The organism is Synechococcus sp. UW179A, from assembly GCF_900473965.1.
Lineage (GTDB): Bacteria > Cyanobacteriota > Cyanobacteriia > PCC-6307 > Cyanobiaceae > Synechococcus_C.
In genome coordinates, this window is record NZ_UCNJ01000004.1 from 1 (window position 1) to 15,041 (window position 15,041).

Sequence of the window (15,041 nt, forward strand, 5' to 3'; positions counted from 1 at the left end):
GGGCAGATCAAGCATTACCGCAGAGACAGGCTGCAAATCTTGCGAATCCCCTGGCGACTAGGTGATCTGCATGCACGCGGGATGAAAGTGCAGGAGCGACGACTGCATGTGGGGCTGCCACAGCTCATCAATGAGGACCTCGCAAAACAACTCGGAGTCACCACGGAGCGCTGGCAAGAGGCCTGTATGGCACACCAGGATCGTCGGATCCAGTCACTGCATTATCGGCGCAGCAACAGCGATGGGTCTTCTGAACCAGTGGAGCGAATCGATTGTCTTCAAGATCACGGACGCCAGCAGGCTGATCCACAACGCGAATGGCTGATCCAAACGCTGGCGAACATGGAGCCGAACCATTGCCGTTGGCTCTGTGCCTTCTGGATCGATGGACTATCCCTCACGGAGATTGCACGACGCGAAAGCATCGACCGGCAGATCCTGCGTACAGCACTGCAAGGGATCTTCAACACTCTGCGTGCCGAAGCGGTTCGGAATTTCAGCTCGACAAACCCAGAAGCCAAGCAGTAACGATGGCCAGGCCTGCTGCCCAGGCGGTCTGGAGGCCATTGACCAGCTCATTGGTCAGCCAGGGCCAACGGTCCTGGCCCAGAGCTCCAAGCAGACTTTCGAGCAGTGTGGCGATGAAGCCGACCACCAGCACAACGGTAAAAGCAGCCTCGGATTGAACCAATCCAAGGACAGCCATTACGACAGTCATCAACAAACTGCCAATAGCACTGGCCAGGGTTCCTTCCACACTCACCGCACCCTCCGTGCCAGCAGGCACGGGCCGGAGAGTGGTGATCAACAGAGTGGTTCGGCCCCAGCGCTTACCGATCTCACTGCCAAAGGTATCGGCCAGCTTTGCCGCGAAACTCGTGGCAAAGCCGATCAGCAACAACGGCGGCGATCCGATGCGAGCAGCAATCAACAAGGCCAGCACGAGTCCGGTGAAGGCTGATCCCCAGACATTTTCCGGACCGCGACGACCGCCACGTCCTTCGGCAAGACCCAGCTCCTGCTTTCTGGCAAAACCCAGCTTGGTCACAAGGGAGCCGAGCACCAGGTAGGCCACAACGGCCAACCAACCGCGCCAGGCCAGCGAGCCCCAAAGCACCGTGCCAAGGATGCCTGCATGACACCAACCGGCCCGAGTCAGCAGCGGAAAACGCTGAGCCAGACTGATCAAGAGCGAATTGAGCACTAGCGCAGTGAGCCACAGCGCAGCGGTTTGAGACGGGAGCTCAAAAGGCGTGGAAAACATCAGGCTGTGTTGCACTGCCCTAAGCATCAACGCTGAAGGGAGCTCCGACACGGATAATCACCTAGACGATTTCCCCGCTGAGGCATGGTGCTGAACAGAAAGGGTTTCTTCCTTGAGCTGGGAGACCATAAGGAGAAAGCGGCAGAGCCCAAGCCTCAAACCAAGCAGATCCAGGTCGAGAGTGCGCCTGAGTCATCTCAGCCCGCAGCTGTTCCAGTTCCAGTCGAAAAGATCGCGCCTGCTCCTGTTGAACAGATCGCTCCTGCTCCTATTGCCGTTGCTGCTGAAAGCAAAACCGACACAACAGCAGAGAGCACTGAGGTCGAGACCAAGGCGAAGCCATCCCTGACCATTGCTGAAACCATCGCAGCTGAACTAGCTGCAGCAGATTCCGCAAGACCAGAGGTTGAACTCGTCACCTTTGCCCCAGAGGCACTTCAACCTGGCAACTCCATTCGTCCCGGCAAGCGTCGTCCTGGCAACAACCTGGCTGGATTCCGCAGCATGGCAACTGACCTGTTCAAAGGCTGAACTGGCTTTGGCATCACTGTCAGGCACAATCCAGATCTGACCGATTGATGCGTCATGCCGTTGCTTCCTCAAGTGAACGAGCAAAGGCAAGCCGCAGCTCCTGCCCCGACCGACATGAACCGGCCACTATCAGCTCTTCAGTTCTTCACGAACCGTCTCGGTCAGCTGTTCAGGCAGGGTGGATTAGGACAAGCCCAGAGTTCCAAACAATCAGAACCTGATGTGAACCGCGCAGTCCAGGGACCATCCTCCGTTCAGATCGCTCTGATGCAGCGCATGGGAGTGAAAGGGCGCCCCTTCATGGATGCCTGTAAACGTCGGAGCCTCAGCACCTGAAGGTCCGCCAGTTGCTCAGACTGCTGACCCCAGCCACAGCGGCTGTGGAGCTGCGCAGGATGGTGTCACCCAAAGAAACAGAGATCCAGCCTGCCGCTTGTGCTGCTGCAATCTCCTGATCGCTCCATCCCCCCTCGGGTCCAATCGACAGCCAGATGGATCGATCCACAGAAGCCTGAGCCGCAAGTAGTTCAGACAGTGGTGGGCTCTCGATCTCACGAGTGACCGCAATCAGGCGCAGGTCTTGCTGGCCCGGTGTTCCCCACCACGCTGCAGCGGAACACACGGCGGGAAGCTCAGGAGCCCAGAGCCGCTCGCACTGTTCAACGGCTTCCTGGAGGATCGAGCTCCAACGCTCCGGACGATGCTCAGCCTGAGGAACGGAGCGTTGGCAATCAAGCGGCTGCAGCCGATCCACACCCAGTTCACAGGCCATCCGCACGACCTCATCCATGCCTCGACGAATCAAAGCAATGGCAAGGCCCAATTTCGGCTGTGGGGACATCACGCTCTGACTGGGCGCCTCGATCTCTGTGCACAACTCGAGTTGGTGTCCGTCGAGAAGACGAGAAGTCCAGAGATGGCCACAACCATCAATGACATCCACCTGAGCACCCTGCTTCAGACGCAGAACCTTGCGGAGATAGCGCGATTCATGCTCCTCCAGCACAAAACGACGATGATCATCGGCACACTGCAACCTGCGGGAGTCGATCAGCAGGCGTCGTCGTTCCGCCACAACAACGATCAACCCATGCCCGGAAAAACGCTGTCGGGATGGTCCTCCACCGGCCAGTCGTCATTCACACCACCGATCAGCAGTTCCTCGAGCTGCACTACATCAGAATCAAGCTGACGCAGGGCATTGATCAGAACATCAAGGGCAATCCCATCGCTAGTGCCCAGATCAATCCAGCAACGGGCCCAGTCCTGCTGATACTCCATCTGGCCCATGTTGTGCATCAAGGCCGGCATCACACCGGTGGCTTCCTCAGTTTCGTAGCTCATCCAGCTGAGCTCATCCCCTTCTTCATGCACCTGAAGGCTCTCGGCATTGAAACCTCCGAGACGCCCCAGGACGTACCAACTGTCAAAGATGCCATCCACATAATTCCGTTCTCCCTGACTAGGAATCTCGCTGAATCGCAACCAGACCCAGCAATTGAAAGGATCAACTTCTCGGAAGCGAACGCGCATGACCCACCGCTGACACGGTCATCATCGCCGCTGAGGCAACCATCGACCATGCTGGAGAGCCAAAGAAAGCAGCCCGGAACGGGGCATTCGAGCGGAATGCTGGAACTCACGGATATCAATTACAGACCTGCAACAGCAGAGCAGTTGGTCTTGAACAGCATCCAGCTGAAGGCCGATCCGGGGCGACCCCTTCTAATTTCCGGCGACAGCGGCAGTGGCAAGACCAGCCTTTTAGAGGTGATCAGCGGGATGGCAGGTGCTAACAACGGCAGCATCAGCTGGAAAGGACAGCCGCTGAATCAGCGTCAACGACGCTGGCTTTGCGGAGTGGTGTTTCAGTTTCCAGAACGACACTTTCTGGGCTTGAGCGTCAACCAGGAACTGAAGCTGGGCCACCGGCGGCTGAACAGTGAGGAGATGATGTCCGCACTTCGCAAGGTCGGACTTAGTGGAGTGGATGGACGTCAGGCTCCGGAGCGACTCAGCGGCGGACAGCAGCGGCGACTGGCCCTGGCGGTGCAGCTGCTACGCAAGCCGGATGTGCTGCTGCTGGATGAGCCCACCGCAGGACTCGACTGGTCAGTGCGTGGCGAAGTGCTCGACCTGCTTGACCGGTTAAGCCAGGAGCGCTTGTTGATCGTGGTGACCCACGAGCCGGAATTGTTCCAGGACTGGAGCTGCGAGCATCTGCGCCTGCGCAATGGTCGACTGCATGCTCTGTCACCATGACGCCTGGATTCTTGAAGTGCCATGGCTGATCGGCTGGTCCGCGCCACCGCAGCAGGTGGGGGAATCAGGCTTGTGGCGGTAACCACTGGCGAAACCTCTCGTGCCGCCCAATCACGTCACGGGCTCTCCTACCTCACCACCGTGATGCTCAGCAGAGCCATGGGTGCGGGTCTGCTGCTGGCCAGTTCCATGAAGGTGCGGCATGGTCGCGTCAACCTGCGACTGGGCTCAGACGGACCTCTAAGAGGACTAACAGTGGATGCCGGTCGAGACGGAAGCGTTCGGGGCTTTGTTGGCAACCCTTCGCTGGAACTCGACCCGATACGTGATGCCGAAGGCCAAGCCAGTTTCGACTTTGGTTCGGCGGCAGGAACGGGTTATCTACATGTGGTGCGGGATGACGGCAAAGGCGAACCCTTCAGCAGCACGGTGGAACTGGTCAGCGGAGGCATCGGAGACGATGTTGCCTCCTATCTGCTCCACTCCGAACAAACACCCTCAGCGGTGTTCGTGGGCGAAACGATCAATAGTGATGGATTGCAGAGCAGCGGAGGGTTGCTGGTTCAGGTGCTGCCCAAGGCAGCAGAAGAGCCCGCTTTGGTGGCTCTGCTCGAGGAGAGGTGCCGCGAGATTGAACACTTCAGCAAGAAGCTGCACAGCTGCGGCGACCATCCGGAACAGTTGCTTCGGGATGTGTTCCCAGATCTCGATCCTCAGCCCATACCAAGCAGCGAACCAACTCAGCCAGTGCAATTCCACTGTCCTTGCAGCCGTGAAAGGAGCCTGGGAGCACTCACGTTGCTGGGCACCGAAGAATTGCACTTAATGCTGAAGGAAGACAAAGGAGCGGAGCTCACCTGTCATTTCTGCAGTGAGGTTTATCGATTCAGTGAATCAGAGCTGCAAAGCCTGATTGACGAGATGAGCCAATCAGGCGAGCAGAAGAGCTCCGGCAAGCAATAAAAGCAAGGTAGGCAGCGCCTGCCATTGCTCCACACCAAGTGGCAGACCAGTCTGAGCGGTGAAAGCACTGAGCAATGCACCCAAAGCCAAGCCCACAATTAGAAGCAAAAGGGTCCAGCCAAGAGAGCCCAGGGGTCGCCGGCCTCGTTTGACTTGACTGACGAATACAGCAATCGTTGACAAGGCCAGAAGCAGATCAACGGTTTGCGGAGCCAGCAGCAGCAGCAGCAAGGCCAATGCCCCCGCGATGGAGCGCACAACAAGTCCCTGACCCTGCACCAATTGCAGATCAGGCACAAAACCAGCACCACTGAGCGATGGCGCTGGCAACGACATGCCGCGCAGACGCGTCAACAAAGCTGCAGGTCCATTGCCACTGCTAGGAACTCCTGCAGAAACTTGTTGGCGCTCTACCTGTGAAGCGGAGGCTGCTGCCGAACTCAGACGACCTGACTGACGATCACGAAGACGCGCCATCAGCACAGCGTCGTACGCAGCCTCCACTCGGGCGCGCGCGACTGCGTCATCACCGCAGGATGCGACGACCCGATCTCTGGCTTTCTGAACGTCGTCGAACCCAGCGCCAGGACTGACGCCGAGCAAGGAATAGGGATCCTTAGGATCCGAATCCGAACTTGGATCCAGCCCTGCAGCCATTGATATAGAGCAACCTGCCTAGAGATTATCGAGATACACGCCCAAGCGAGTACAAACGATGGATTCAGAAGCGACTCAGAACAGAGGCGGACCGTGACGGAATCCATGCTGACGCTCAAAACGGTGCCGAAAACTGGGCACCTCGGCAGTGAGCAAAACCTGACGGTGCTTGATCAAAGGCATTTGGGGGGGCTGATGGTAACCCTCCAAAACCTCTACGTGATCCCGATGATCACGAAAACAAACGTAATCGGTACCGCCGTCGTCACAGGGACGGAGCAGCCACAGGGTTTCCACAGCAGACCGCTTCAGAGGCAATATTCTGGCGATGGAATTGCTTCCCCGTGACTGAAAAGCGGTCGTGGATGAATCTCAACATTTCAACAAGGATTGGGATTCAAGCCAACAATGATTCGAACCAGATCTCGCCATAGCCGCCAAACCAAAGAGCACGCAGCATCCTGCCAGCAAGCTCATAACCCCTTTAGAGCGCTGATGAAGAGCCTGCGGTTTAAAGCAAACCCAGCCAAAAATGCAATTTTTTAATATTGATCAAGATCCTTCTGAGTGGCATCTTTGCAATTTTCATCTAGCAGAGAAACAATCGACTTCGGAGGCGCATCTTCAAAGTAATAGGCCTCCCACTCAGACTCATATTGATCTGAGCCAGGCTGATGCCCCAGACTCTTTAAGGCCAAATCCGCATGCTTGTAAGTCAAACCCTTTTTCATTGCATTAGCCCTTAAGTCTTTGCTGCTGTAAAGGGAGGCTGTCCCCCAACACCACTGGGCCATGTGCACAGCTTCATGATGGAGTGCACGTTCAATCAAAGCCAGTGACTGTGCCGATTTTGGACAGATAATCAGGTATGGATTCGGACCATAGTTAACGAACATTGCATAGTTGTCTGCTTTGCATTGATCTTTGATGACAACCTTGCCACGGTACTTTCGAACCGAAGCAACCACTGGATGGGAATCGAGAACGCCTCGAACCGCCGAAACCTCAAGCGCTGATGCAGCAGAGGGGAACAAGACCACAACTGCAAAAACAAGTAAACGCCCGACGGACAACTCAAAACGCTCCTAAGAGGTATTCCAGGCCAAACTAATCAATCCAAGACTCAGTTAAACCAACGGCTGCGACCATCCAGCCGAATCCATGGACTAAAGAAGATTTTGCGTGTCAACAATCAAGTCGGGTGAGCAGCACGAAAAGGAAGTGCCTGTCCCCAGAACTTGCGTTTGCTCAGAACGGCACCAACTGGAGATGTGAAAGGCGGCAGACGTCAGGCATTGCCGTCATCGACTTCAAGCCGACCCTTTGTCGAGGTTCACATGCTTTCCGTTCATGAGCTCACAGCACCTGGACCACAGCTTCTCACCAAGGCTTCAGTCGACGGTTGCGACTCTGAGAAGCAACCGCATCGAGAAGAGGCGGGCTCATGGACCACTTCACTCGTGGAGTCGATCAAGCGAAAACACATACTTTTCAGAGAAGCGAGCTCGCTTTGCGCTGAGACAGGCTTGCCAAGAGGTGTTCACACTCAAACCCAAACACCAGGGCTGGCAATGAAAGTGGGCTTTTGGCGAATTCAGGCTCCCATAAAATCTGCATCGCAGTCTGAAAGCACTCAGCTCAATCAGAAACAACAGATGCATCCGATCCGTTGACAACGTTCTGCAGCGCGATTCAAACGAGCAGCAGCACAGACACCCATTTAAACAACACTACCTACAGGACCGGATTGAATAGTTGACGAACTGATGCATGTAATGCATAAATGAATATAGATAAGGTTTATCGATGCTTACTGGATCTGATCTTCTGGCGAAGGTGAAAGAGCTTGGTGATGTTTCCAAAACTGACCTGGCCACTGCCTGCGGTTACGTCACCGACAAAAAAGATGGAGGCCAGCGAGTCAACTTCACGGCTTTTTATGAAGCACTTCTGAGCGCCAAAGGTGTCGAGCTGGGAACTGGTACCGCCGGAATTGGCAAAGGTGGCCGCAAACTCAGCTACACCGCAAAAGTTCAAGGAAACGGCAATCTGCTTGTGGGCAAGGCCTACACCGCCATGCTTGACCTCAACCCAGGTGACGAATTTGAAATCAAGCTTGGTCGCAAAGCAATTCGCTTGATCCCTGTAGGCGCAACTGACGAAGAAGGCGAAGAGTGATGAGCTGATTACCGTTCAATTTCATTACCAAACCAAAAGCCCTCCCCATCACGGAGGGCTTTTAATTGCCTGAACATTCAGCGACTGCTGCGCTTAAAGGCTGATCGGCTCGACCCCACTCACAACAGGAGCCACAGCGTTGAGCTCAAGATCGGGATGCTCTTCATGAAGCTGATTGAGATTCCAATCGTTTTTGAATAACAGAACTGGTCGATTCCATGCATCCCTCACGGTTTTGCAATTGAAGATCCGACCGACTTTCTCCAATGACGGCCAGCCACCAGTAACCCAACGAGCCACTTGATAGCCCAGTGGCTCTAAACGTGTTTCAACGCCATATTCGTTCTGAAGACGATGCTGCACGACCTCGAGTTGCAGCTGACCAACTGCAGCGAGAATCGGATCCCTTTTACTCTCGTCATTGTCATAGAGGATCTGAACGGCTCCCTCTTCACGCAATTCATTGACCCCCTTACGGAAATTCTTAAATGCTGATGGGTTGGGATTTCGCAGCCAGCTAAAAATCTCTGGGCTGAAACAGGGAATCCCCTCGTATTCCACCTTGGTTCCGGTGTAAAGAGTGTCGCCAATCGAGAACATCCCGGGATTGTTCAGTCCAATCACATCCCCTGGAAACGCATCCTCCACAACCTCACGGTCCTGCCCAAACAGTTTCTGCGGACGTGACAAACGAATGGCCTTTCCCGTGCGGGCATGACGGACTGTCATGTCTTTTTCAAAACGTCCGCTGCAAACACGTACAAAAGCGACCCGGTCTCTGTGACGAGGATCCATGTTGGCCTGCAGCTTGAACACGAAACCACTGAAGTCAGGCCGCAATGGGTCGACAGGACCGTCTTGTCCTTGACGTGCCACAGGCTTCTGAGCCATCTCCAGAAACGCATTCAGGAAGGGACGCACACCGAAATTGGTCATCGCCGAACCAAAAAACACAGGTGTCAGCTCGCCGGCATGCACCAGTTCCAGATCAAGTTCAGCGCCGGCTGCGTCCAACAGCTCCATCTCCTCAACCGCCTGCTCGAGCAGCTCAGGTTCCACAAGCTCTTTGAGCTCAGGATCATCCAGAGAGAGATGACGTTCCTCCGATTGTCGCCCGCGTTCAGCACGACTAAACAGAATCACCTCGTGGGACCGACGATCAATCACCCCACGAAACTGTTCGCCACTACCGATCGGCCAGTTCACGGCCCAGGGGGTCAGTTCCAGTTCCGATTCAATTTCATCGAGCAGAGCGAGAGGTTCCCGACCCGGTCGGTCCATCTTGTTGATGAACGTGAAGATGGGAATTTCCCGCATGCGGCAAACCTCAAACAGTTTGCGGGTCTGCGGCTCAAGCCCCTTGGCCGCGTCTTCCAGCATCACGGCGTTATCCGCTGCGGCCAGAGTCCGGTAAGTGTCCTCGGAGAAATCCTGGTGGCCGGGAGTATCCAGCAGATTGATGGTGTTTCCCGTGTAATCGAACTGAAGCACGGTGGAGGTGATCGAAATACCCCGTTGTTTCTCAAGCTCCATCCAATCGGACGTGACCTTGCGCTGCTCACCGCGAGCTTTCACGGCACCAGCCTGCTGAATAGCCCCCCCGTACAGCAGTAATTTCTCGGTGAGCGTGGTTTTACCCGCGTCAGGGTGCGAAATAATCGCAAAATTACGCCGTCTCGCTACCGCATCCAGCAGCTCACGTCCGTCCTGAAGTGCTGAATCCGTGCTCATGGCCTGCATTGATCAGAACCAGCCTGACAGCCCGTGATCCAGCCACTCACCTCCAGGTAGCGGTCTTCAACGGCAACCACCCGCAGATGCCCCAGACCGGCATGCAGCAGCTGCGCTTTGACCTCCTCCAACGTGAAGGAAGCATGCAGTGATGCCCGGTAATCACGTTGAAGCACCGCTGGTGCATCGGCGACATGGCACTGACAGAGTCGATCAATGCTTGCCTGGCTGTTAGGACGCCGTAGGTCGCGATGCAGCACCAGACAGTGAGGGGATGCAAGTGGAATAAGCGAGGACCAAAGCTGCTGAGGATCGTGAAGATGATGCAACAAGCTATTGCTGACAATCAGATCCGCCTGTTGATCTGTCTGATGGATCGGCAACAGAGTCTGTTTGTATTGGAGACGCTCGTGGGACAACCCTGCGTCACGTCGACGATCATCCGCAACAGCAATCATCCGATCAGCGGCATCGAGTCCAAGCACTGAACAGTGCGGCCATCGCTGGGCAAGTCGAGCCGTGATGTTTCCTGGTCCACAACCAAGATCAAGCAAACGCGCTTGTGCACCGAAAGACGCCCCGGATGACTGCAGCAACGTAGAGATCCGTTCAACCATGGCCTGATCAGTTCCACTGAAATCGGCTGCTGCATAGGCATCCACCTGCAGCGGGTCGTTCATAACTTCCGGTTCAGGAATGCGCTGAATCATTGACTTGATTCAGTGGAATGCAACTCCAAAGTCTGCGTGGGGAAAGGAATCTCGATCCGATGCTGCGAGAGCACCTCAAGGATCCTGCGATTGAGTCGGTGCACACTGTTTTCAAAGGCGTCATGCGTGGCATGGCATGAACGGATTTCCAACTCATGGTCATAGCTGAAGGCAGAAATACGCACGAGCCGACAAGCCTCGAAATCAAGCTGAGCATCCTCCGCCACCACTGATCGCATGAGCTCTGGAATGCTCTCCAGCTGTTCAGGCGTTGTGCTGTAGGCAACACCCACAACAACCTCACTGAGTGAGACGCGTTCCAGCAATTCTTCCAGGGCCACCAGCAGGGTTTCACGCACTTTCAAGAATGCTGTCCAGCCATGCAGTTGCACCATCACAAACACAATCAGCTGATTCGTGCCGTCCTCGAGTGATTCGAGACTCACCACAGGTTCATGCAGTTCCAACTCCAACCGAAGCGTTTCAGGCATGGCCACCATCCGTCTGGCCTGGCGCATCAACTCCTCCAGCTGAAACGGGGAGAGAGGGTCACGAATCGGCAAGCGCAACTCAAGCCCCTGCACCGGCTGACGCTCCCAGCTGACGCCTCGTCTTGAAAAGTTGACGATTGTGGCTTCATCCGCAACGGAATTAGGGATCGTGACGCGACTTTCCAGCGTTTGCAGTTCCATCGAACGCAGGCCGATCTTGGTCACGAAGCCGAGATTGCCTCCGACTTCACAGAATTCGCCCACCCGAAGCGGACGATCGGTCTGGATCGACAATCCAGCAAACAGATTGCCGAGCAGCTTGGAGGCGCCAAGGCCGATAGCGAGGCCCGGTACGGCTGAAAAGGCAAGCACAGTGCTGGAAGGAAGGCCCAGCAACAGCAACAGCCGATAGATCAGAACGACTGAAACCAAGGCGCCGACTGCTCGGCTGATCGGCATCACCAGACTGGTGATCCTGCGCAATTGAATCGGAGATTCCCCACCACGAACCCGTGCAAGAACCTCAGAGCTGCTACGACCAACCGCCTCAAAGAGAAAGAAGACAAGAACACTGGCTGAGAAATACCAAATCACATAAAACGAATAAATGGCCACTACCAGTGGCAAGCCTGTGAAGTTGAGGATGTTATCGATCAGCTGTTCAGTGATATAGGTGAGAGGCAGCGAAGGCAGCACAATCAGCACCCGCTTCCAGGCCAATGAATCCAGTTGAAAGATGGCCTGATCATTTTCAAGTCGTTGAAACCCTGCTTTGTAAGTGCTGAATAGCATCCGCAGCAGGCGGAATGAGATCAATCCATAAACACCAATCAACAGTGCGGCACAAAGCACTTGAAAAAGTGTTTGATCTCCGATCGGCCACTCGAACAAGCCACGCCAGCTCTCTGGAAAAGCCAAATACCAGTCTGGGGGAATGAGATAACCAGGCGTGTAAATGAAGTCGGAGTAAAAATGAGGCGTGGCGAATGGTTGTTCGATCACGGGAATGGCCCTGATCTCGTCATACATCGAGCGGATCGATGACACCGTTGACGCTGAAAAATAAAAGCTTTCGTTCTCTGGATCTCCATCAAGATCAGATGTAAGGGTGACCGCTGTTCCAGGAATCCGCCATGAGTTGGTTGGCGTTGAACGGCGATCATTCAGCTGTTTCATCCCTTCCACATCGGGGACGTCAATCACCTGCCGGCTGTGGGTCAGCACGTAATCGAGCACATGCTTGAGCTGAATCGCTGCCTCATCTGCCATGTCATCGCGGACGCTCTTGGGAATTGAGCTGACATCCAGTGCCTTGACCGCCAGACCAAACAACAGATTCGTGTCGTCAATCTGCTCCCGACGTGACTGATCTTGGTCGCTGGATCTCCGGCCAAGACGATCAGCACGATGGCCAACATCAGCCATCACGGCATAAAAGTTCAGCAGAGTGGCCCGAGGGCTGTCTCCGACCACCTGATCGAGCACCACATCACTCCAGGTCTCGGAAGACTTCACCAGCTGTGGAAAGAACGGCTGATTTTCAATCGGAATCAGCCCCTTGGAGTTCTGGGGTTGAGGCTGAGAAGTCTGAGTCGCAGTTACAGGTAGCAGCGCCGGCCCAATGCACAAGGCCAGTGCCAGCAAAGCAACCAACTGAAATCGCAACGTTCGTGTGAACAATCGCGTGAACAGTCGCCTCACCGGGCGTTGAGAACAAACCATCTGCCTGCTCACGATGACTGGCCGAAATGGTGGCAGCCCCTCACCCCTCTTGACCAGCGACACTGCTGATAGTGCCACCAACCACTTGCTACCCCCATTGCTGGCGTTAGGGTGCCGGCACTGACCCGCCTGACAACGTGACCCTGTCTCCAAGCCGCAGTGATACCCAGGACATCACCGAAACCCTGTCCAGCAATGGGGACTTCCCCGCAACAGCACCCGCAGCCAATCCCGTTTTCTATCGGACTTACAGCCGACGCAGCACTGCTGGACGAGAAAGTTGGAGTGAAGTTGGGGCCCGAAATCTCGGCGGTTTGCAAAAGCTCGGCCAGCTGACCGACGCAGAGGTTGCGCTGATGGCACGGATGCAGGCCGAAAAGAAAGCTTTGCCGTCAGGACGTTGGCTCTGGATCGGCGGCACCCCCTGGATCGAACGCCAAGAGAATTTCTCCGGCTCCTACAACTGCACTTCCACCAATCTTGTGGACTGGGAAGCCTTCGGTCTGATGATGGACCTGGCGATGATGGGCTGCGGGACAGGCGCCATCATCGAGCCGCACCTGATCGATCGACTACCGGTGGTCACCAATCCGATTGAGGTGATCAACGTCACCGACATCGGCGCAACGCCTGCGAGTGAGCGTCAAGAGTGCACGAGCCACACCATTGCTGGCGACACGGTTTCGATTCGGGTTGGCGACACCCGCCGTGGCTGGGTTGATAGCTATCAGTTGCTGCTCAACCTCAGCAGTGATCAGCGTTTTGCAGGACGGACGGTGAAGGTTGAAGTTGACCTCTCCGACGTACGACCTGTTGGCGAAACCCTCAAGGGCTTCGGCGGCATGGCCAATCCGGTCAAGCTGAAGGATCTCTACGCACGTGTCGCCCGTCTTCTGGGCAAAGCCGTCGGACGCAAGCTCACATCGATTGAATGCTGCCTGCTGATTGATGAAGCTGCCGTCACCATCGTGGCCGGCAACATCCGTCGCAGCGCAGGCATGCGTCAGTTTTCATCCAACGACACCAGCGCAGCAGGAGCTAAAGACAACCTCTGGCAGCAGGATTCCGACGGCAATTGGCGGATTGATCCCGAGCGTGATGCCCTGCGAATGGCCAACCACACCCGGGTCTATCACACCCGCCCCAGCCGCGAGGTGGTGTTAGAGGCGGTCACCCGTCAGTTCCACAGCGGTGAGGGAGCGATCCAGTTTGCACCTGAAGCGATTGCTCGCTCCAATGCCGACCTTCTCTCCACCCCTGAACTGCGTCGGGAATTCATCGACATTTATTGCGATCAAGGCAAGGAAGAAGCAGGTCGCTGGCTGAATCTGAATCACGGCCCGATTGCTGATGACGAACTCGAGCATCGACTCGGCCGCTATGGGCTCAATCCCTGTGGAGAAATCCTTGGTGCGGATTTCCACTGCAACCTTGCGGAAGTTCATCTCAATCAGATTGACCCAAGCGACGACGAGGGACAGCGTGACGCCTTCAGGGCTGGTGCCTTATCGGTGGCTTGTCTGCTGAACCATCAATTCGAAGTGGAGCGCTATCGCCAAAGCCGTGCCTGGGATCCGATCGTTGGCGTGAGTTTTACGGGCTTATTCGATTTCTTTGTTCACGCCTTCGGAACCCCCTGGCTGAAATGGTGGGAAGCCGGTCGCCCAGACACGGAGGAAGGCCGTGAATTCAAGCGTCAGGAAGCCGATTACCTCAGTCGCTGGAAGGCAACGGTCAATGAAGCCGTTTGGGAGTACTGCGACCGTCACGGACTGCGTCGCCCAAACCGCTGCACCACTGTTCAACCCGCCGGTACGAAAAGCCTGCTCACTGGTGCTGCTCCTGGCTGGCACCCCCCCAAAGCGCAGCGTTTCATCCGACGCATCACGTTTGGCAAGAACGATCCCGTTGCGATGGCCTGCATGGACTATGGCTACACAGTGGTGCCCTCTCAGTCCGACAAGGACGAGCAAGGTCGCTTGCTCGATGACCCATTTGACAGCCGCTGCACCGAGTGGCTGGTTGAGATTCCAACTGAAGTGAGCTGGGCCAACCTGCCTGGCGCAGATGCGGTGGACATCAACTCCTTCTCGGCCATGGCCCAATTTGATTTCTACATGCAGGTGCAGACCCACTACACCGCTCACAACACATCGGCAACGATCGAATTCCGTGAGCATGAAATCGATGCGCTCGTCGACGCACTTCACGGCAGCATCGACCGAGGAGATGGCTACATCTCAGCTGCCTTGCTGGCCCGTTTCGATGCCAACGCCACCTTCCCCAGGCTGCCATTCGAGCCAATCGATGCCGCAACCTACGAGCGGATGCAATCCGACGTGATCAAACGTCGCGTGAGTACTGATTTCTTCGAAGCTCTGCAGCGCTACGACATGGGTGAAATCAGCGAAGCGGGACCCGCAGGTTGCGATTCAGACAAGTGCCTCCTACCTCTGGCCAAGCCCAACAGTTGAACGCGAGAAAGGAGTCATCCTGTGGTGACTCCTTTAAAATGATCATGCGGACGTCACC

At 55.7% G+C, this 15,041-nt stretch carries 15 protein-coding genes; 7 read left to right on the forward strand and 8 right to left on the reverse strand.

All coding sequences use genetic code 11. From position 1 onward, the window contains the following. The coding region (locus tag DXY31_RS01550; protein WP_114991164.1) for an RNA polymerase subunit sigma at window positions 1-528 on the forward strand (528 nt) is incomplete at its 5' end. Here DXY31_RS01550 and DXY31_RS01555 read toward each other — a convergent pair. Then, a complete protein-coding gene (locus tag DXY31_RS01555; RefSeq protein WP_244279446.1) occupies window positions 497-1,264 on the reverse strand; it encodes a TIGR00297 family protein in 768 nt (255 codons plus the stop codon). The genes DXY31_RS01550 and DXY31_RS01555 overlap by 32 nt on opposite strands. Window positions 1,265-1,348: 84 nt before the next feature. Here DXY31_RS01555 and DXY31_RS01560 point away from each other — a divergent pair, with 84 nt between their 5' ends. Together DXY31_RS01560 and DXY31_RS01565 are read left to right on the forward strand one after the other, a co-directional pair. After that, a complete protein-coding gene (locus tag DXY31_RS01560) occupies window positions 1,349-1,795 on the forward strand; it encodes a hypothetical protein (RefSeq protein ID WP_114991170.1) in 447 nt (148 codons plus the stop codon). Between the two features lie 54 nt (window positions 1,796-1,849). Next, a complete protein-coding gene (locus DXY31_RS01565; RefSeq protein ID WP_114991173.1) occupies window positions 1,850-2,131 on the forward strand; it encodes a hypothetical protein in 282 nt (93 codons plus the stop codon). Here DXY31_RS01565 and DXY31_RS01570 read toward each other — a convergent pair. Then, complete coding sequence (locus DXY31_RS01570) at window positions 2,121-2,882, reverse strand: 16S rRNA (uracil(1498)-N(3))-methyltransferase (RefSeq protein ID WP_244279447.1); 762 nt, start codon at window positions 2,880-2,882, stop codon at window positions 2,121-2,123. The two genes, DXY31_RS01565 and DXY31_RS01570, sit on opposite strands and share 11 nt — an antisense overlap. Next, window positions 2,879-3,328, reverse strand: coding sequence for a DUF3531 family protein (locus DXY31_RS01575; RefSeq protein WP_067096925.1), 450 nt, complete (start codon window positions 3,326-3,328; stop codon window positions 2,879-2,881). The genes DXY31_RS01570 and DXY31_RS01575 overlap by 4 nt, the downstream gene beginning before the upstream one ends. A gap of 96 nt (window positions 3,329-3,424) precedes the next feature. Between DXY31_RS01575 and DXY31_RS01580 the strand changes: the two genes are divergently transcribed. Continuing rightward, window positions 3,425-4,057 (forward strand): ABC transporter ATP-binding protein, encoded by a 633-nt coding sequence (locus DXY31_RS01580; RefSeq protein WP_114991553.1) that lies wholly within the window; start codon window positions 3,425-3,427, stop codon window positions 4,055-4,057. Between the two features lie 21 nt (window positions 4,058-4,078). Further along, window positions 4,079-5,020 carry an Hsp33 family molecular chaperone HslO gene (hslO, locus tag DXY31_RS01585; protein WP_114991176.1) on the forward strand — a complete coding sequence of 314 codons (942 nt, stop codon included), beginning with the start codon at window positions 4,079-4,081 and terminating at the stop codon, window positions 5,018-5,020. On the opposite strand, the gene DXY31_RS01590 is transcribed toward hslO, so the two are convergent. Beyond that, window positions 4,988-5,677, reverse strand: a complete 690-nt coding sequence (locus DXY31_RS01590) for a CPP1-like family protein (protein WP_114991179.1) — start codon at window positions 5,675-5,677, stop codon at window positions 4,988-4,990. The two genes, hslO and DXY31_RS01590, sit on opposite strands and share 33 nt — an antisense overlap. 542 nt (window positions 5,678-6,219) lie before the next feature. Continuing rightward, window positions 6,220-6,750: a hypothetical protein gene (locus DXY31_RS01600; RefSeq protein ID WP_137024852.1), complete on the reverse strand. Its 531-nt coding sequence runs from the start codon at window positions 6,748-6,750 to the stop codon at window positions 6,220-6,222. A 733-nt stretch (window positions 6,751-7,483) separates the two neighbouring features. On the opposite strand from DXY31_RS01600, the gene DXY31_RS01610 reads away from it, so the two are divergent. After that, entirely contained in the window at window positions 7,484-7,855 is a 372-nt protein-coding gene (locus tag DXY31_RS01610; protein WP_114991188.1) for an AbrB family transcriptional regulator, read from the forward strand. A 93-nt stretch (window positions 7,856-7,948) separates the two neighbouring features. Here DXY31_RS01610 and DXY31_RS01615 read toward each other — a convergent pair whose 3' ends face one another. The 3 genes from DXY31_RS01615 to DXY31_RS01625 are packed head-to-tail and all read right to left on the reverse strand — an operon-like array spanning window position 7,949 to window position 12,509. Further along, on the reverse strand, window positions 7,949-9,586 hold the full coding sequence (locus tag DXY31_RS01615) for a peptide chain release factor 3 (protein WP_114991558.1): 1,638 nt from the start codon (window positions 9,584-9,586) through the stop codon (window positions 7,949-7,951). Beyond that, the gene (locus DXY31_RS01620) at window positions 9,583-10,296 is read right to left on the reverse strand and encodes a trans-aconitate 2-methyltransferase (RefSeq protein ID WP_170953479.1); all 714 of its coding nucleotides are present in this window, start codon (window positions 10,294-10,296) and stop codon (window positions 9,583-9,585) included. Before DXY31_RS01620 ends, DXY31_RS01615 begins: the two co-directional genes overlap by 4 nt. Then, a complete protein-coding gene (locus tag DXY31_RS01625; RefSeq protein WP_114991564.1) occupies window positions 10,293-12,509 on the reverse strand; it encodes a mechanosensitive ion channel family protein in 2,217 nt (738 codons plus the stop codon). Before DXY31_RS01625 ends, DXY31_RS01620 begins: the two co-directional genes overlap by 4 nt. A gap of 137 nt (window positions 12,510-12,646) precedes the next feature. On the opposite strand from DXY31_RS01625, the gene nrdJ reads away from it, so the two are divergent. Next, window positions 12,647-14,983, forward strand: coding sequence for a ribonucleoside-triphosphate reductase, adenosylcobalamin-dependent (gene nrdJ, locus DXY31_RS01630; protein WP_114991191.1), 2,337 nt, complete (start codon window positions 12,647-12,649; stop codon window positions 14,981-14,983). Window positions 14,984-15,041 lie beyond the last annotated feature (58 nt).